A 15154-nucleotide genomic window follows, 5' to 3' on the forward strand; every position below is an offset into this window, starting at 1 on the left:
TGCCTCGCCATGCCCACCGACAAGCCCACCCCCATTCAGTCTCCCAAAGCCCCGCGGCAGTTCACGCTGGAACCCGGCGATCATGGCCGTGGCGATGGCCCGCTGCACAAGGAACCGCTGGTGAAGAACTCGCCGCGCCAGGGCAGCTATGGCCCGGGCACCTATGGCAACGACCAGTTCGCCGCCGAGCATCACGACGATGTCGTCCATGACGGCACCGGCGCGAAGCCCGAAGGGCTGGACGAACACCAGAGTGCACCCACGCGGCCGACGCAGCAGCCCAAAGAGAAACGCTATGGCCGCACCGGCGACCACGGCAAGGGCTGACGCCTAGAGCGATGCCAGATAGGCGGCGGGGCTGGCCTCCGCCGTCGCCTTTATGCCGGCGCTTCGCACCAGCTGTGGCGCGAGCGTCTGGCGCAGGCCGGCTTCCAGCGACACCTGCGTGCGGATGCGCAGGCTGGTGGCGGCGAAATCGGGATCGCCGACCAGATGGCGCAGGTCGTTGCCGCGCGGCGCGGCCAGCCGCAGGTCGAGCGGGCCGCCGACAATCTGCGTCATCATCTTCGCCAGCTCGCGGATGCGGGTGGCGCGGCCGCTGCAGACATTGAAGGCATCGGCCACCGCCACGCCGCGGATTTCCAGCCGCTGCATCGCCGTCACCAGAAACGCCACCGCATCGCCGACATAGACGAAATCACGCGTCTGCTCGCCGTCGCCCTGCAGGGTCAGCGACAATCCCGCCTCGAGCCTTGCGGCGAAACGCGCCACCACGCCGGCGCCATCCAGCTCGGCATCCTGGCGCGGACCATAGACATGGAAAAAGCGCAGCGCGGTATTGGGCACGCCATAGCCGGCCGCGATCCGCCCCTGCAGCTCGCAACTCAGGGCATCGGCGCCGTGGCGTTCGCGCGGCCGCGCCGGCATGCCTTCGGACAGGCGCGGCTCCAGAGTCTCGCCATAGATGGCCGAGGATGAGGCATAGACCACCGGCAGCTTGTCGCGGCGCGCGGCATCCAGCACGGTGACCGTGCCGCCGAGGTTGGTGCGATGGGTGTCGAGCCAGTCGGCCTCGTCGGTGACCGGCAGGGCGGCGAGATGGAAGCAGCCGTCGCTGTTGCGCATGGCGGCGCGCACGGTGAGCGGGTCGGCGACATCGCCGAAGATCAGCTCGGCCTTCGGATTGAGATTCTGGGTGCGGCCGGCGCTGAGATTGTCCAGCACGCGCACGTCATGGCCCAGCGCCAGCAGGGCGTCGACCAGATGCGAGCCGATGAAGCCGCAACCGCCAGTGATGAGATAGCGCGTCATACAGACAGGAACCCGCGAGGAAACCGGCCGTAAACTGGAACGGAATGCGGCGGCTGGCAAGCGGAGTCTGCGAGCCGGGCGTGAATTGGCAGTGTGCCCGGCATATGCATCGGTTTTGTGCATCGGTGCGCGCGGAATGGGCGCACGGGCGACATTCAATGCCGCAATGATGCTTCAACTGCTGGATGATGGCGAGGCATGGCGCGCACCGGGGGCGGCGCAAAGTCGCTGCGGCTCAGGGTCATCCGCAGGCCATCCTCCAGCGGCGTGGTGGCGGCGACATGCAGGTCGCGGATGGCGGCGGTCGGGTCGCCGAGCGACAGGCGCACCTCGCCGGGCCGCGCCGGGCCATGCTGCAGCGCCGGCTGGCGATTGCTGAGTCTGGCCATGGTCAGCGCCAGATCGCGGATGCGGGTGGCACGTCCGGTGCAGACATTGAAGACATGGGCCTCGGCCGGATGGCGGTCGCGCTGGCGCTCCAGCATCTGGTCCATCGCCGCGGTGAAATGCGTGACGGCATCAGCCACGTAGATGAAATCGCGCACCTGCTGGCCGTCGCCCTGCAGCATCAGCGCCTTGCCGAAGGCGAGCCGGCTGGCAAACAGGGTGACCACGCCGGCATAGGGCAGCGCGATGTCCTGGCGCGGACCGTAGACGTTGAACAGGCGCAGGCCGGTATTGGGCACGCCATGGCTGAGCGCGGCGACACGGCCCTGCCATTCGCAGGCGAGCTTGTCGGCGCCTTCGACGGTCAGCGGCCGGGCGATCGAGCGTTCGGCATGATGGGCGTCGCTGCAGTCGCCATAGACGGCGGCGGAGGAGGCGTAGGCCACCGGCACGGCGCGGCTGCGGGCGGCGTCGAAGACGGCGATGGTGCCGGTCTGGTTGACGCGATGCACGCCGAGCCAGTCCTCGGCCGGTGCATGGCGGTTGGTGACGGCGGCGAGATGGAAACAACCGGTGACGCCGCGCAGCGCGGATGCCGTGATCTCGGGGTCGGCGACATCGCCCAGCACCAGTTCGGCCTGGGGCGCGAGATTATGGGTACGGCCGCTGGACAGGTCGTCGAGCACGCGGACCCGATGGCCCAGGCTGAGCAGACGGTCGACCAGATGGGAGCCGATGAAGCCGCATCCGCCGGTGACGAGAAAATGAGCCATGCGCTGCTCTGCTGAAGGACGGTCATGACAGGTGAGGCAGAACGGCGCATGGCGGCGGGAGTTCCGGGGCCGGTAGACCCGGAATTGAATAATCGTATACGATCCGGAACGAATATTGTCCGTACGAGTCGGTGGAAGACGGCATGGCACAGGCGGCAGTCAAAACGGATCGCCGGCGGGGCAGGGCCCCGGCCCGCAAGATCACTGCCGCCGAGGCGATGACGGTGCCGCGCGTGAAGCCCGGGCGTAAGGCCGCGATAGGCGGCAAACCGGGCGGCCGCAAGGCCAGCATCGACGACGCCACCATCTATGACAGCGTCTACGCCGCCATCGTCGACCATGTGATCATGCCGGGCACCAAGCTGCCCGAGGATGTGCTGGCCAAGGCCTTCGGGGTCAGCCGCACCCGCATCCGCAAGGTGCTGCTGGCGCTGGCCCATGAAAGCCTGGTGACCCTGCAGCATAACCGCGGCGCCTCGGTGACGCGGCCGAGCGTGCAGGAGGCGCGCGATGTCTTCGCCGCCCGCCGCGTGGTCGAGACCGGCATTGCCGCCGAACTGGCGCGCCGCATCACGCCCGAGCAACTGGCGCAGATGCGCCGCTTCGTGGTGCATGAGCATGAGGCCGAGAAGACGCGCGACCGCCGCGCCGCGATCAAGCTGGCCGGCGAATTCCACATGGAGCTGGCCAAGCTGCTGGATAATGCCTCGCTGATCGGCTTTCTGCGCGCCCTGATCTCACGCACCTCACTGATCGTGGCGATCTACGAAACGCCGGGCAATCCGATGTGCAGCCACGAGGAGCATGGCGTGCTGCTGGATCGCCTGCAGGCCCGCGATGCCAATGGCGCGATGCGCTACATGGAAGAACACCTGCAGCGGCTGGAAGACGGCCTCGATCTTGCCGCCGCCAAACGCCGGCCGGTGGATCTGCAGGATGTGTTCACCCGCATGGCCACCGGCCGGCGCTAGGCCGTCTGGGCGTTACGCGTTGACGCCGCCATCCACCGTGATCTGGGCGCCGGTGATGTAACTGGCGCCCGGCCCGGCGAGGAATACCACCGTATCAGCGATCTCCTGCGGCCGGCCGTAGCGGCCAAGTGCGGTCAATGCCGTCATGGCGGGGGCATTCTCGCCATCGGCCGGATTCATGTCGGTATCGATCGGGCCGGGCTGCACGGCATTCACGGTAATGCCGCGCGGGCCGAGATCGCGGGCCAGGCCGCGCGTCATGCCGGTCATCGCCGCCTTGCTCATGGAATAGAGCGTGACGCCCGGGAACCCCACTTTCTCGCCCAGGCAGGAACTGATGGTGATGATGCGGCCGCCTTCGGTCATCAGCGGCGCGGCGGCGAGCGCGGCCACATACGGCGCGCGGGTATTGATCGCCAGCATGCGCTCGATGTTCTCCAGCGAGTCATCGCCATAGGCGACGCCGGCATTGTTGACCAGGATGTCGAGACGGCCGAAGCGCTTCGCCGTCTCGGAGACGGCAGACTGCACGGCCTTGGCATCGGCGCTGTCGGCCTGGATGGCGAAGGCCTTGCCGCCAATGTCCTTTACGACCTGTTCGGCCTTGGCCGGCGAGGCGCTGTAGGTGATCGCCACATCGGCGCCGGCGGCGGCGAGCGCTTTCGCGATGGCGGCGCCGATCCCTCTGCTGGCACCGGTGACCAGCGCGGCCTTGCCTTTGAGGGCGGTGGTGGTGAACGTGCTCATGGATGGTTTCCTTCATAATGTGTAGTGATCGATACAGAAAGTGAAGGCGAGGGTAGGGCCTTGCCGGCCGGGGTCAAGCGCTTTATTTATCGATTGCTACAGAACTGGATTGGAATCGCAGGAAACGGATATGGCCGTGCGCACCGTCACAAAGCCCAGATCGGCAAAGGCCGTCGACAAGGTCGCCCGGGCCAAAGCCACGCGGGGGCGGCCGCGTGGCTTCGACCGCGAGGCGGCGCTGAAGGCGGCCGTGCAGGTATTCTGGCTGCGCGGCTATGAGGCCACCTCGCTCAGCGACCTGACCCGGGCGATGGGCATCAACGCGCCCAGCCTCTACGCGGCGTTTGGCTGCAAGGAGGCGCTGTTCGGGGAGGCGCTGGATGTCTACGAGACAGCCGAGGGGGCAACCCCGAAGCGGCTGTTGCGCGACGGCAGGACGGCGAAAGAAGGCTTCGCCGCCATGCTGCGTTTCCATGCCGGCAATTACGTCAATCCGGCCCACCCGCCGGGTTGCATGGCGGTGCTGTCAGCGATCATCGGCGCGCCGGAGAACAAGAGGGTGCGGGCACTGATGACCAGAAACCGTCGCGCGGCGATGGACGCATTGGCGGACCGCATCCGGCGTGGCCAGGCCGAGGGCGATGTGCCGGCGACCGCCGATGCCTCTGCGATAGCAGCTTTCTACACGACCCTGGTGCAGGGCATGTCGATCCAGGCGCGCGATGGCGCGACGAAGAAACAGCTGCTCGCCTCGGTCGAGATGGCGCTGGCGGCCTGGGACGGCATGGTGGGGAAGAAGAAGGCCTAGCCCTTTTTGTAGGGGTGCACTTTCTTCCAGTGCTGGGCGATCTCGATGCGCCTGGCGATCCAGACCTTGTCATGGCCCTGGATGTAATCCATCAGGCGGGCGAGCGCGGCGGCGCGGCCCGGGCGGCCGATCAGCCGGCAATGCAGCGCAATCGTCATCATCTTCGGTGCGCCCTCGCTGCCCTCCTTGTAGAGGGTGTCGAAGGCATCCTTGACGTGATTGTAGAAGTCGACGCCGGTGGCAAAGCCATGCAGCTGGCCGAACTTCATGTCGTTGTTGTCAAAGGTATAAGGCAGGATCAACTGCGGTGTCTTGCCGGCCGCCGTGGTCCAGTAGGGCAGATCATCGTCGTAGGTATCCGAGGAATAGACGAAGCCGCCATCCTCGGCGACCAGCTTCAGCGTGTTCTCCGAGAAGCGGCCGGTATACCAGCCCAGCGGCCGCTGGCCAGTCGCCTGACGGATCGCCTCGATCGCCAGCTTCATGTCGGCGCGTTCCTGCGCCAGCGGCATGGTCGCATAGTCGAACCAGCGCCAGCCATGGCTGGCCACTTCATGGCCCTGCTCGTGCATCGCCGCCGCCGCTTCGGGGTTGCGCGCCACCGCCATGCCGACAGCCCATGAGGTGAAATGGATGCCACGTTCCTTGAACAGGCGCAGGATGCGCCAGACGCCGGCGCGCGCGCCGTAGTCGTAGACGGACTCGGTGGCATGGTCGCGCATCTTCACGCGCGGCGTGCCGCCCGGAATCTCGGTGAGATAGGTTTCCGACACCTTGTCGCCATGCAGCACGCTGCGCTCGCCGCCCTCTTCGTAATTCAGCACGAAGCTGACCGCGACCCTGGCGCCGCCGGGCCATTTCGGATCGGGCGTGATCGGGCCATAGCCGTAGAGATCGCGCGGATAGGGCTTGGTCCCCAGGGCTTTGGCGACGATGTCGGTTTTTGCGGCTTTCTTGGCGGTCTTCTTGGCCATGGTGATCGTGCCTGTCAGGTCAGGGAGCGCGGAAATTCTCGATGAAGTGCAGCAGCGCGCTGGTGGCGACCTCCACATCCTCGGGCAGCACGGCCTCGAGCGGATTGTGGCTGATGCCGCGCGTGCAGCGCATGAAGATCATCGAGATCGGACAGAGCGGCGCCAGCGTCGCGGCATCATGGCCGGCGCCGGACGGCAGCCGCATGGTCTTCACGCCCTGGGCCTTGATCGCGGCCTCGGCCGCATCCATCAACGCCGGATGGCAGGGCGTCGCCGTGCTGTTGTAAAGCTCGGTGATCTTCTTCTCTAGTTTGCGCCCGGCGCAGATCACACCGATCTGCTTCAGGATGTCGTCGGCGGCCAGGTCGCGCAGATCGTCCTCGCCGGCGCGCACGTCGATCGAAAACACCGCCTTGCCGGGAATGACATTCATCGCGCCGGGCAGGGCTTCCAGCATGCCGACCGTGCCGACCAAGGTCGGGGTGCCGGTGCAGCGCTTCTCGATATACTGGACGATCTCGGCCGCCGCCACGAGCGCATCCTGGCGCTGGCCCATCGGCACGGTGCCGGCATGGCCGGCAAGGCCGGTCAGTTCGACGCGGAAGCGGCGCGCGCCGGAGATGGCGGTGACGACGCCGAGCGCCAGGCCTTCCTGTTCCAGCACGGGGCCCTGTTCGATATGCAGTTCCATGAAGGCGGCGATGCTGCCCGGCTTGCGGGCGCAGAAGCCGACTTTCATGGGATCGAGGCCATAGGCCTTGTAGGCCTCGCCCATCGAGACGCCCTGCTTGTCCCGGGCTTCCAGGATGGCGGGATCGAAGGTGCCGGCGATGGCGCGGCTGCCGGTCATGGCCGAGCCGAAGCGGGTGCCTTCCTCGTTGGCGAAACCGACCACCTCGATGGCATGAGGCAGGCGCTTGCCGCGCTTGTTGAGGTCGGCGACGCAGGCGATCGGCGCGATCACGCCCAGCATGCCGTCATACTTGCCGGCGTTACGCACGGTATCGAGATGCGAGCCGGTCATCAGGACCGGTGCGTTCGGCGTGGCGCCGGCATAGCGGCCGACCACATTGCCGGCGCAGTCGTGCTCGACCTCCATGCCGGCTTCGCGCATCCACTCCGCGGCGCGCTCATGCGCCTTTTTCTGTTCCGGCACCAGGAAAGTGCGCTGCAGGAACTCGGAGCTTTCGCTGATGCGACCGAGTTCGTCCAGCTGGGCGAGCATGCGGTCGGCGAAGCGGTACGCGGGCATGGGGCGGGTCCTTGATCTGAACAAAAGGCTGGTTGATAAGTGTATACAGTTTCCATGCCAGAACAACCGCATAGCCCCCTTGCGGCGGCGGTCGGTGGCGGTGGAGACTGGTTTGATGAAGACTGGCCTGATGAAAGAGCGGGCAGGGGGAATTCCTTGATGCACGATCCGGAAGCAATCCTGCAGGCGATGTTCGATGCGGCGCGGCGTGCCGCCGACCCGGACGCCTGCGTGCCGTTGCATCTGCCCCCCGTACCGAAGGGCCGCACCATGGTGGTGGGTGCCGGCAAGGCCGCCGCCAGCATGGCGCGTGCGGTGGAAAAACACTGGCCTGTCGATGCGCCGCTCGAAGGCCTGGTGGTGACGCGATACGGCCATGAGGTGCCCTGCGACCGCATCACCGTGGTCGAGGCTGCGCATCCGGTGCCGGACTCGGCCGGCGAGAAGGCGGCGGCGCTGATCCTGCAGAAAGTGCAGGGGCTGGGGCCCGACGATCTGGTGCTCTGCCTGATTTCCGGCGGCGGTTCGGCGCTGCTGTCGCTGCCCGCCGAGGGCATCACCCTGGAAGACAAGCAGGCGGTGAACCGCGCGTTGCTGACATCCGGCGCCAACATCGCCGAGATGAACTGCCTGCGCAAACATCTCTCCGCCATCAAGGGCGGCCGCCTGGCTGCGGCTGCCGCGCCGGCGCCGCTGGTGTCGCTGCTGATCTCCGATGTGCCGGGCGACGATCCCGCCGTGATCGCCTCCGGCCCGACCGTGCCCGATCCGACGACCGTTGCCGATGCGATCGCCGTGCTGGAGAAATACGGCATCCAGCCGCCGCCCAATGTGAAAAAGCATCTGGAGGCGGGGCTGAATGAATCGCCCAAGCCGGGCGACACCGCCTTTGCCAATACGAAGACCGTGATGATCGCCACGCCGCAGATGGCGCTGGAGGCCGCTGCCGAGGTTGCGCGCAAGGCCGGCATCACGCCGCTGATCCTGGGCGACGCCATCGAGGGCGAGGCGCGCGAGGTGGCGATGGTGATGGCCGGCATGGCGCGTCAGGTGCGCCGTCATGGCCAGCCGGCGAAAACGCCCTGCGTACTGCTGTCGGGCGGTGAGACGACTGTCACCGTACGCGGCAAGGGCCGTGGCGGCCGGAATGCGGAATTCCTGCTGGCGCTTGCCGTGGCATTGGATGGCGCAGACGGCATCTACGGCCTGGCCGCCGATACCGATGGCATCGACGGCAGCGAGGACAATGCCGGCGCGCTGCTCAAGCCCGACAGCATCCTGCGCGCCGCCATGAAGGGCATCGAGGCCAAGGCCTGCATGGCCGATAATGACGGCTACAGCTTTTTCCAGGCCGCCGGCGGACTGATCGTCACCGGCCCGACGCTCACCAACGTCAACGACTTCCGCGCCATTATGATAGTGTGAGTGTCGCATGACCGCTGCAGCGCTGAGCCTGTCCGACCTGAACCGCATGAATGCGGCCGAATTCGTCGCCAGTTTAAGCGGCATCTTCGAGCATTCGCCCTGGGTGCCGGAGCGCAGCTTTGACCCGCGGCCCTTCGCCAGCCTCGACAGCCTGCATGGCGCCATGGTGGCGGCGATGTGGGCGGCCAGCGCGGAGGAGAAGTTGGCGCTGCTGCGCGCCCACCCGGAACTGGCCGGCAAGGAGGCCGATGCCGGCACGCTGACCAGCCATTCGACCTCGGAACAGGACAGCGTCGGCCTGACGCGGCTGAGCGCCGAGGAAAAAGCCCGTATCGTGGCGCTGAACGCCGCCTATCGCGCAGCCCACGGCTTTCCCTTTATCATTGCGGTGAAGCTGCGCACCAAGGCGCAGATCTTTGCCGCTTTCGAGCAGCGGGTGAAGAATCCGCAGATGATGGAATTCAACACGGCGTTGAGCGAGGTGGGCAAGATCGCGCGCATCCGGCTCGAAGCGCTGGGCCTTTGAGGAGACGCAAACAATGGGCCGCCTGAGCACCCATGTGCTGGATACCATGAACGGCCGCCCGGCCGCCGGCGTCGCCATCGAGCTCTATGCGCTGTCGGGGGCGCAGCGCTTCCTGATGAAGCGCACCGCCACCAATGCCGATGGCCGCACCGATGCGCCGCTGCTGGCTGGCGACGAATTCAAGCCGGGTCAGTACGAGCTGGTTTTTCATGTCGGCGATTATTTCAGCAAGACTGGTGCCAGGCTGCCTGATCCGGCCTTCCTCGACACCGTGCCGATCCGCTTCGGCCTGGCCGAGGCCGATGGTCATTACCATGTGCCGCTGCTGGTTTCGCCCTGGAGCTATTCGACCTATCGGGGCTCGTAATCGAGAAGAGGTCCGCCATGACCGATCATCCTGCCTTCATGCGTCGCGCCATCGCGCTGAGCCGCCAGCATATGGAGGCCAATGATGGCGGACCTTTCGGCGCGGTGGTGGTGTTGGACGGCCGGGTCGTCGGCGAGGGCTGGAACTGTGTCACCTCCACCAACGATCCCACCGCCCATGCCGAGATGCAGGCGATCCGTGCCGCCTGCAAGACGCTCGGCCGCTTCGATCTCAAGGGCGGTGTGCTCTACACCAGTTGCGAACCCTGCCCGATGTGCCTCTCGGCCACCTATTGGGCGCGGATCGAGAAGGTCTTTTACGCCAACGAACAGGCCGATGCGGCGGCGATCAATTTCGACGATGCCTTCCTGTATCGCCAGCTCGGCCTGCCGCGGGAGCGCCGCACACTGGTTTGTGAACAGATCCTGCGCGACGAGGCGTTGGAGGTCTTCCGCGCCTGGGATATGAAGCCCGACAAGATTCCATACTGATCAGGAGAGCAGCGATGCGGCGCGTCCTCGGGGTATTGCTGGCCACGGTCCTGCTGGGCGGGCCGGTCGTCGCCGCTGAATCCGTGATCGACATCCCGGCGCGCGGCAGCGTGATGCATGTGCTGCTGACCGCGCCCGACACGCCGCCGAGCGCTGCCGTGATCCTGATCGCCGGCGGTGCCGGGCGGCTGGATATCGAGGCGTCGGGCCGGATCGGCAGCATGGGCGGCAATCATGTGGTGCGCACGCGCGGCGACTATGCCAAGGCCGGCTTCCTGGTGGCCACGCCCGATGTGGCCGAAGACCTGAAAACCACCGACAGCGCCGGCGTGAAAAATGCCTATCGCTGGGGTCCCGAGCAGGCCGCCGATCTCGGCGCGCTGGTCGAGTATCTGCGCCGGCAGGCGCCGAAGGTCTATATCCACGGCACCAGCCGCGGCGCGCTCAGCACCGCCAATGCCGCCGTGCGCCTGAAGGGGGAGCAAAGACCCGACGCCATCGTGATCAGCAGCGGCATGATCATGCAGCAGGACGGCAGCCAGCCCTCGGTGCAGCGCAACGTGCGGCCGCTTGGCGATATCACCATGCCGGTGCTGCTGGTGGCGCATGAATCCGATGCCTGCGGTTATACGCCGGCGCGCAGCGTGCCGGCCTTCAAGGCGCTGCTGACAGCCGCGCCGCGCGTCGATATCCGGATGTTCAGCGGCGGCCGGGCCGACAAGAAGGGCGAGGAATGCGAGGCCGGCGGTTATCACGGCTTCTATGGCCTCGACAAAGACGTGGTCGCGGCCGTCACGGCTTGGCTGAAGGGGCTGAATTAGCTCAATTCGGCGCCGCCCGAGCTTTCATGCTGAAGAGGTGCGCCGCTAATTCAGCGGCGCCCGAGCTTTCATGCTGAAGAGGTGCGCCGCTAATTCAGCGGCGCACCGGCGGCGATCCAGGCGCCGAGGATCTGGCGCTCTTCCGGTGTGATCTCGGTGGCGTTGCCCGGCGGCATCGCCTCGGTGCGCACCGCCTGCTGGCTGATCAGCGCCGCAAAGCGGCGGATATGCGCCGGTGTTTCCAGCATCACGCCCTTGGGCGCCTCGGTGATGCCGTTGAAGGTCGGCTTGGCCGCATGGCAGACCGTGCAGCGGGCGGCCACCACCTTCTGTACATCCTCCGCCGTCACGCCTTCCGCCAGTTCGGCGCGGCGCGGATCCCAGTGGGTGAAAAAGACCAGCCCGACGGTGAGCAGGAAGGCGACGACCAGGAATTCGTAGCGCGTGCCGCGGCCCTGGTTCTTCAGGTTGAAGAAGTGCCGCACCAGGCCGCCGATGATCATCACGAAGGCCAGGATGATCCAGCCGTAAGGATGGCCGTAGGTGACCGGATAATGGTTGCTGATCATGGCGAACAGCACCGGCAGGGTCAGGTAGTTGTTATGCAGCGAGCGCTGTTTGGCCATCTTGCCGAAAGACGGGTCGGGGGCCTGCCCGGCGATCATCTGCGCCACCGCGATCCGCTGGTTGGGAATGATGTTCATGGCCACGTTGGCGGCCATGATGGTGCCGATCAGCGCACCGACATGCAGATAGGCGGCGCGGGCCGAGAACAGCATGGTGTAGCCATAGGCGGCCAGCACCAGCAGGGCGAAGCCGACGATGGCGAGCAGGGCGTCGTTCTTGCCCAGCGGCGAGCGGCAGAGCAGATCGTAGACGATCCAGCCGAGCAGCAGCGACACCAGGCTGAAGCCGATGGCGGCCGATTTGCTCAGCGGCAGCACGCGCTCGTCGATCAGATAGAGGTCGGCGCTGACGTAATAGAGCGCGCCCATGAGGAAGAAGCCGCTGATCCAGGTGAAATAGGCTTCATACTTGAACCAGTGCAGTTCGGCCGGCAGCTGCGGCGGCGCGACGGAATACTTCTCGGTGAAATAGAAGCCGCCACCATGGATCAGCCAGGCTTGCCCCAGCACGCCCGGTGCCTGGTCGGGCGACTTGCGCAGCGAGTTGTCGAGCCAGACAAAGAAGAAAGACGAGCCGATCCAGGCGATGCCGAAAATCAGGTGCATCCAGCGCAGCACCAGATTGAGCCATTCCATTGCCAGATCGAACATCAGTCGTCATCCCCCGGTCGCCGGTCCTGCGGCGACAGCATGACAGCCCTAGCGGGCGACGGCGGAATCGTCAACCGGGTTGTGTACAATTTTGCAGCGATGACTCAGACGCGCTGCCGCCGTTCGTCATCCTTGCTCAGGATGATCGGCGGGCCCGGCATGTTGCAGGTCATGATGCGGCTGACGCGGCCATCGGCATCGGTCAGCGGCAGCACGATGCGGTCCCAGTTGTTGATGGTGATCTGCATCGGCATCTCGTGCCATGTGTGCATCGGCTCGGGCCGCAGCAGCAGGGCACGATAGACCGCCATGTAGAAAGTGCTGGCCAGCGGCCCGGTCACCATTTCGGAGGTGCGCTTGCCGGTCATGTCGAAGCCGGCGACGCGGGCGATCTCGCTGCCATACAGCCGGTAGCGGTAATCGGTGCCATCATCCAGCACGTCCAGGATCAGGATGTAGCCAAGCGCCGGCTTGAGCGCGAAAGGCTCGATCTTGTCATGCGACACATGGCCCTTGTCGTCGCGCAGGCTTTGCCAATGCCGCAGCACGAAGGGCAGCTGCGCCGTCGGCAGATCGGCGGGATCGGGGGCCCAGCGCACCAGCGGCGCGCGCAGGCCATGCGCGATGAAAGGCGCGGACAGGCGCGCAGTGCCGCCGACCACCAGTTCGTCGCGCATCGCGTCTATTTCTGTCGTGTCGATTCTGTTCGGCATGCCCGTAACCCCGCACCCAGACTGCCGTTTTCCCGTCGCAGCCGCAAGACAAGGATTGTGACGGTTGTCACCCCGGCCATGCGGCGGCCGCGACCGGTGGCGGATGCCTGTTTTTGCTCCACCTCTGCGCGGCCCATCTGGTGCGCGGCAGGCTGGTTGCGCTAAAACCGCTCCATGAAAAATCGTCTTGTTCTGGTGGTGGGCCCCAGCGGCGTGGGCAAGGACAGCGTGCTGGATGGCGCGCGCCATGCCCTGCGGAGTGAAAGCGATGTCGTATTCCCCCGCCGCGTGGTGACGCGGGCGCCGGGCCTGGGCGGTGAAGACTATATTGCCGTCAGCCCGGCAGAGTTCGACGCCATGCAGGCACGCGGTGCCTTCGCCCTGCACTGGGCGGCCCATGGCCTGCAGTACGGCATTCCTGTCGAGATTGAGCAGGAGATGGCGGCAGGGCGTCAGGTGGTGATCAATGTGTCGCGCGGCATCATCGACGAGGCACGCCGCAAATACCCCGGCCTGCTGGTGATCGGCGTGACGGCATCGGCCGATGTGCTGCGCCGGCGGCTGGAAGGGCGCGGGCGCGAGACGCCGGCTGAAATCGAGGAGCGGCTGCAACGCGCCGCGGCCTTCGATCTGCATGGTGCCGACGTGGCGATGTTGCATAATGATGGTGCGCTGGTCGATAGCGTGACGCGATTCCTCGCGCTGCTGCGCGGCTAAAGACGAAAGAGGAGCATCATGGATACCGTTCTGCCACTGCTGGGCATCCTTGCCACCATTGCCATCGGCGCCATGAGTCCTGGCCCGAGCTTCATCATGGTGGCGCGCACTGCCATTGCCGGCACGCGCGGCACCGGCCTGGCGGCGGCGCTCGGCATGGGGCTGGCGGGATCGATCTTCGCGGCGCTGGCGCTGCTGGGCCTGATCGCGCTGCTGGCCCAGGTGGCTTGGCTCTATGCCGGCCTGAAGATTCTGGGCGGGCTGTATCTGCTCTATCTCGCCGTGATGCTGTGGCGCGGTGCCCGCCAGCCGCTGAGCGTATCGGTGACGGCGACGCCGTCTGCGGCGGGCCTGCGGCGCGCCTTCCTGTTCGGCCTGATGACCCAGCTCAGCAATCCGAAAACCGCCGTCGTCTATGCCGGCATTTTCGCGGCTCTGATGCCGGCCGCGCCGCCGTTCTGGCTGGCGCTGGTCTTGCCGGTCGGCATCTTCCTGATCGAGTTCGGCTGGTATGCCATCGTGGCGATCGCCTTCTCGGCCGAGCGGCCGCGCGCCACCTATCTGCAGGCCAAGCACTGGGTCGACCGTCTGGCCGGCGGCGTCATGGGCCTGCTGGGCCTGCGGCTGATCTACGAGACCGCGCAATAAAAAAAGCCCGCCGGATGGCGGGCTTTTCGTTTCACGCAGCGTGAAAACGTCAGTGGCGCAGCATGGCGCGCCGCTTGTTTGCCGGGCGGCTCATGCTCTGCCAGTGCGGCGGCGCGTCCATCTCGGCGGTTTCGCCGCGATGATCCGACGGGTCATCCTTGCGTGCCTGCAGACGGCGGCGCGCCTTGGTGAGCGCTTCCTGGGTCATGTACAGCAGCAATGTATTGGTCAGCATATTCGCCTCCATGGGCGTTTAGAAAATCAGTGGTCTTCAATCACGGCGATACAGTCCTATACGGACGGCGGCGCCAAATCCTGCGGGCTTCTTAAACCGCGAAGGTTAAGGAGCCGTTGTCGTGTGCCAGAGGCCATCCGGTGTCCGGCAGGCCATCCCGTAACTCTGTTCGGTCTGTCCATCGATGGTCCCTACAGCCTGATACTCCCGGCAGTACTGGCCATCGCGTTCGAAAGTCCTGAGCGGCGTGACGGCATAGGCCGGTCCGCCATAGTTCGGTCGGGGCGCCCCGTACCAGCGAATCACCATGCGGTCGGGTGCGTATTCCAGGATCCGTCCGACGCAGGCCTGGTCGGTGCCGTCCATGGCGGTGCCCATGGAGGCGGTGACCAGCAGGCTTCGATCGGGATCGCTGCTTTTGTTCTTGGCGTGGCCTTTGGCATTCACCGGGGCACTTATCCGGTCGTGGGCCATATCGCGCTGTAACTGTCCGCGGTCGCATGTACCGCGATTGATTCCGTAGGGCGCCACATAAGTGGCATAGCCACCCGCATTGGCGCGGGAGAGTTTGGGGGGCGGATCTGCCATCGCCGTCCCGAATAACATCGAGACGACGATGGCAGCGGCCAGGCCGAGGGTGGGTCGGCGACCAGGCCGCGGCGCGGCAGTGGAGGGGGTACTCCACCACGGGGTTGAGGCAGGCATGACGCG

19 protein-coding genes are annotated in these 15154 nt (G+C 66.2%); 10 read left to right on the top strand and 9 right to left on the bottom strand.

Features of this window, described 5'->3' with window-relative positions; genetic code table 11:
• The first annotated feature begins 9 nt into the window (after window positions 1-9).
• On the top strand, window positions 10-327 hold the full coding sequence (locus AC1RRT_RS11875; protein WP_493014009.1) for a hypothetical protein: 318 nt from the start codon (window positions 10-12) through the stop codon (window positions 325-327).
• A 3-nt stretch (window positions 328-330) separates the two neighbouring features.
• On the opposite strand, the gene AC1RRT_RS11880 is transcribed toward AC1RRT_RS11875, so the two are convergent.
• Both AC1RRT_RS11880 and AC1RRT_RS11885 read right to left on the bottom strand, forming a co-directional pair.
• Entirely contained in the window at window positions 331-1311 is a 981-nt protein-coding gene (locus AC1RRT_RS11880) for an NAD-dependent epimerase/dehydratase family protein (RefSeq protein ID WP_493014010.1), read from the bottom strand.
• Between the two features lie 155 nt (window positions 1312-1466).
• Window positions 1467-2471 carry an NAD-dependent epimerase/dehydratase family protein gene (locus AC1RRT_RS11885; RefSeq protein WP_493014011.1) on the bottom strand — a complete coding sequence of 335 codons (1005 nt, stop codon included), beginning with the start codon at window positions 2469-2471 and terminating at the stop codon, window positions 1467-1469.
• Window positions 2472-2614: 143 nt separating this feature from the next.
• On the opposite strand from AC1RRT_RS11885, the gene AC1RRT_RS11890 reads away from it, so the two are divergent.
• Window positions 2615-3442, top strand: a complete 828-nt coding sequence (locus tag AC1RRT_RS11890; protein ID WP_493014012.1) for a GntR family transcriptional regulator — start codon at window positions 2615-2617, stop codon at window positions 3440-3442.
• Window positions 3443-3454: 12 nt separating this feature from the next.
• Here the strand turns inward: AC1RRT_RS11890 and AC1RRT_RS11895 are convergent, their stop codons facing one another.
• On the bottom strand, window positions 3455-4189 hold the full coding sequence (locus AC1RRT_RS11895) for an SDR family oxidoreductase (RefSeq protein ID WP_493014013.1): 735 nt from the start codon (window positions 4187-4189) through the stop codon (window positions 3455-3457).
• Between the two features lie 130 nt (window positions 4190-4319).
• Between AC1RRT_RS11895 and AC1RRT_RS11900 the strand changes: the two genes are divergently transcribed.
• Entirely contained in the window at window positions 4320-4997 is a 678-nt protein-coding gene (locus AC1RRT_RS11900) for a TetR/AcrR family transcriptional regulator (protein WP_493014014.1), read from the top strand.
• Here the strand turns inward: AC1RRT_RS11900 and puuE are convergent.
• Window positions 4994-5971 carry an allantoinase PuuE gene (gene puuE / locus AC1RRT_RS11905; protein WP_493014015.1) on the bottom strand — a complete coding sequence of 326 codons (978 nt, stop codon included), beginning with the start codon at window positions 5969-5971 and terminating at the stop codon, window positions 4994-4996. The two genes, AC1RRT_RS11900 and puuE, sit on opposite strands and share 4 nt — an antisense overlap.
• Before the next feature lie 19 nt (window positions 5972-5990).
• Complete coding sequence (locus AC1RRT_RS11910; RefSeq protein WP_493014016.1) at window positions 5991-7223, bottom strand: allantoate amidohydrolase; 1233 nt, start codon at window positions 7221-7223, stop codon at window positions 5991-5993.
• A 159-nt stretch (window positions 7224-7382) separates the two neighbouring features.
• On the opposite strand from AC1RRT_RS11910, the gene AC1RRT_RS11915 reads away from it, so the two are divergent.
• Genes AC1RRT_RS11915 through AC1RRT_RS11935 form a run of 5 tightly spaced genes read left to right on the top strand, consistent with a single transcriptional unit; the run spans window position 7383 to window position 10853 of the window.
• Window positions 7383-8648 carry a glycerate kinase type-2 family protein gene (locus tag AC1RRT_RS11915; RefSeq protein ID WP_493015170.1) on the top strand — a complete coding sequence of 422 codons (1266 nt, stop codon included), beginning with the start codon at window positions 7383-7385 and terminating at the stop codon, window positions 8646-8648.
• Between the two features lie 7 nt (window positions 8649-8655).
• A complete protein-coding gene (gene uraD, locus AC1RRT_RS11920; protein ID WP_493014017.1) occupies window positions 8656-9174 on the top strand; it encodes a 2-oxo-4-hydroxy-4-carboxy-5-ureidoimidazoline decarboxylase in 519 nt (172 codons plus the stop codon).
• Window positions 9175-9187: 13 nt separating this feature from the next.
• On the top strand, window positions 9188-9541 hold the full coding sequence (uraH, locus tag AC1RRT_RS11925) for a hydroxyisourate hydrolase (protein WP_493014018.1): 354 nt from the start codon (window positions 9188-9190) through the stop codon (window positions 9539-9541).
• A 17-nt stretch (window positions 9542-9558) separates the two neighbouring features.
• Window positions 9559-10032: a nucleoside deaminase gene (locus AC1RRT_RS11930; RefSeq protein ID WP_493014019.1), complete on the top strand. Its 474-nt coding sequence runs from the start codon at window positions 9559-9561 to the stop codon at window positions 10030-10032.
• 14 nt (window positions 10033-10046) lie between these two features.
• The gene (locus AC1RRT_RS11935; protein WP_493014020.1) at window positions 10047-10853 is read left to right on the top strand and encodes an alpha/beta hydrolase; all 807 of its coding nucleotides are present in this window, start codon (window positions 10047-10049) and stop codon (window positions 10851-10853) included.
• Window positions 10854-10942: 89 nt separating this feature from the next.
• Here the strand turns inward: AC1RRT_RS11935 and AC1RRT_RS11940 are convergent, their stop codons facing one another.
• Together AC1RRT_RS11940 and AC1RRT_RS11945 are read right to left on the bottom strand one after the other, a co-directional pair.
• A complete protein-coding gene (locus AC1RRT_RS11940) occupies window positions 10943-12130 on the bottom strand; it encodes a urate hydroxylase PuuD (RefSeq protein WP_493014021.1) in 1188 nt (395 codons plus the stop codon).
• Between the two features lie 104 nt (window positions 12131-12234).
• The gene (locus tag AC1RRT_RS11945) at window positions 12235-12843 is read right to left on the bottom strand and encodes a PAS domain-containing protein (protein WP_493014022.1); all 609 of its coding nucleotides are present in this window, start codon (window positions 12841-12843) and stop codon (window positions 12235-12237) included.
• A gap of 174 nt (window positions 12844-13017) precedes the next feature.
• On the opposite strand from AC1RRT_RS11945, the gene phnN reads away from it, so the two are divergent.
• Window positions 13018-13560 (top strand): phosphonate metabolism protein/1,5-bisphosphokinase (PRPP-forming) PhnN, encoded by a 543-nt coding sequence (phnN, locus tag AC1RRT_RS11950; protein ID WP_493014023.1) that lies wholly within the window; start codon window positions 13018-13020, stop codon window positions 13558-13560.
• Window positions 13561-13578: 18 nt separating this feature from the next.
• The gene (locus AC1RRT_RS11955) at window positions 13579-14208 is read left to right on the top strand and encodes a LysE family translocator (RefSeq protein ID WP_493014024.1); all 630 of its coding nucleotides are present in this window, start codon (window positions 13579-13581) and stop codon (window positions 14206-14208) included.
• 49 nt (window positions 14209-14257) lie between these two features.
• Here the strand turns inward: AC1RRT_RS11955 and AC1RRT_RS11960 are convergent, their stop codons facing one another.
• Window positions 14258-14443: a hypothetical protein gene (locus AC1RRT_RS11960; RefSeq protein WP_493014025.1), complete on the bottom strand. Its 186-nt coding sequence runs from the start codon at window positions 14441-14443 to the stop codon at window positions 14258-14260.
• Between the two features lie 105 nt (window positions 14444-14548).
• Window positions 14549-15148, bottom strand: coding sequence for an RT0821/Lpp0805 family surface protein (locus tag AC1RRT_RS11965; protein ID WP_493014026.1), 600 nt, complete (start codon window positions 15146-15148; stop codon window positions 14549-14551).
• Window positions 15149-15154 lie beyond the last annotated feature (6 nt).

The sequence above is a fragment of the Ferrovibrio sp. GW821-FHT12B10 genome (genome assembly GCF_058807515.1).

Excerpts from the sequence above, each read along its gene's own strand:
- AC1RRT_RS11875 (WP_493014009.1), top strand. The coding sequence starts at position 10 with ATGCCCACCGACAAGCCCACCCCCATTCAGTCTCCCAAAGCCCCGCGG.
- AC1RRT_RS11880 (WP_493014010.1), bottom strand. The coding sequence starts at position 1,311 with ATGACGCGCTATCTCATCACTGGCGGTTGCGGCTTCATCGGCTCGCAT.
- AC1RRT_RS11885 (WP_493014011.1), bottom strand. The coding sequence starts at position 2,471 with ATGGCTCATTTTCTCGTCACCGGCGGATGCGGCTTCATCGGCTCCCAT.
- AC1RRT_RS11890 (WP_493014012.1), top strand. The coding sequence starts at position 2,615 with ATGGCACAGGCGGCAGTCAAAACGGATCGCCGGCGGGGCAGGGCCCCG.
- AC1RRT_RS11895 (WP_493014013.1), bottom strand. The coding sequence starts at position 4,189 with ATGAGCACGTTCACCACCACCGCCCTCAAAGGCAAGGCCGCGCTGGTC.
- AC1RRT_RS11900 (WP_493014014.1), top strand. The coding sequence starts at position 4,320 with ATGGCCGTGCGCACCGTCACAAAGCCCAGATCGGCAAAGGCCGTCGAC.
- puuE (WP_493014015.1), bottom strand. The coding sequence starts at position 5,971 with ATGGCCAAGAAGACCGCCAAGAAAGCCGCAAAAACCGACATCGTCGCC.
- AC1RRT_RS11910 (WP_493014016.1), bottom strand. The coding sequence starts at position 7,223 with ATGCCCGCGTACCGCTTCGCCGACCGCATGCTCGCCCAGCTGGACGAA.
- AC1RRT_RS11915 (WP_493015170.1), top strand. The coding sequence starts at position 7,383 with ATGCACGATCCGGAAGCAATCCTGCAGGCGATGTTCGATGCGGCGCGG.
- uraD (WP_493014017.1), top strand. The coding sequence starts at position 8,656 with ATGACCGCTGCAGCGCTGAGCCTGTCCGACCTGAACCGCATGAATGCG.
- uraH (WP_493014018.1), top strand. The coding sequence starts at position 9,188 with ATGGGCCGCCTGAGCACCCATGTGCTGGATACCATGAACGGCCGCCCG.
- AC1RRT_RS11930 (WP_493014019.1), top strand. The coding sequence starts at position 9,559 with ATGACCGATCATCCTGCCTTCATGCGTCGCGCCATCGCGCTGAGCCGC.
- AC1RRT_RS11935 (WP_493014020.1), top strand. The coding sequence starts at position 10,047 with ATGCGGCGCGTCCTCGGGGTATTGCTGGCCACGGTCCTGCTGGGCGGG.
- AC1RRT_RS11940 (WP_493014021.1), bottom strand. The coding sequence starts at position 12,130 with ATGTTCGATCTGGCAATGGAATGGCTCAATCTGGTGCTGCGCTGGATG.
- AC1RRT_RS11945 (WP_493014022.1), bottom strand. The coding sequence starts at position 12,843 with ATGCCGAACAGAATCGACACGACAGAAATAGACGCGATGCGCGACGAA.
- phnN (WP_493014023.1), top strand. The coding sequence starts at position 13,018 with ATGAAAAATCGTCTTGTTCTGGTGGTGGGCCCCAGCGGCGTGGGCAAG.
- AC1RRT_RS11955 (WP_493014024.1), top strand. The coding sequence starts at position 13,579 with ATGGATACCGTTCTGCCACTGCTGGGCATCCTTGCCACCATTGCCATC.
- AC1RRT_RS11960 (WP_493014025.1), bottom strand. The coding sequence starts at position 14,443 with ATGCTGACCAATACATTGCTGCTGTACATGACCCAGGAAGCGCTCACC.
- AC1RRT_RS11965 (WP_493014026.1), bottom strand. The coding sequence starts at position 15,148 with ATGCCTGCCTCAACCCCGTGGTGGAGTACCCCCTCCACTGCCGCGCCG.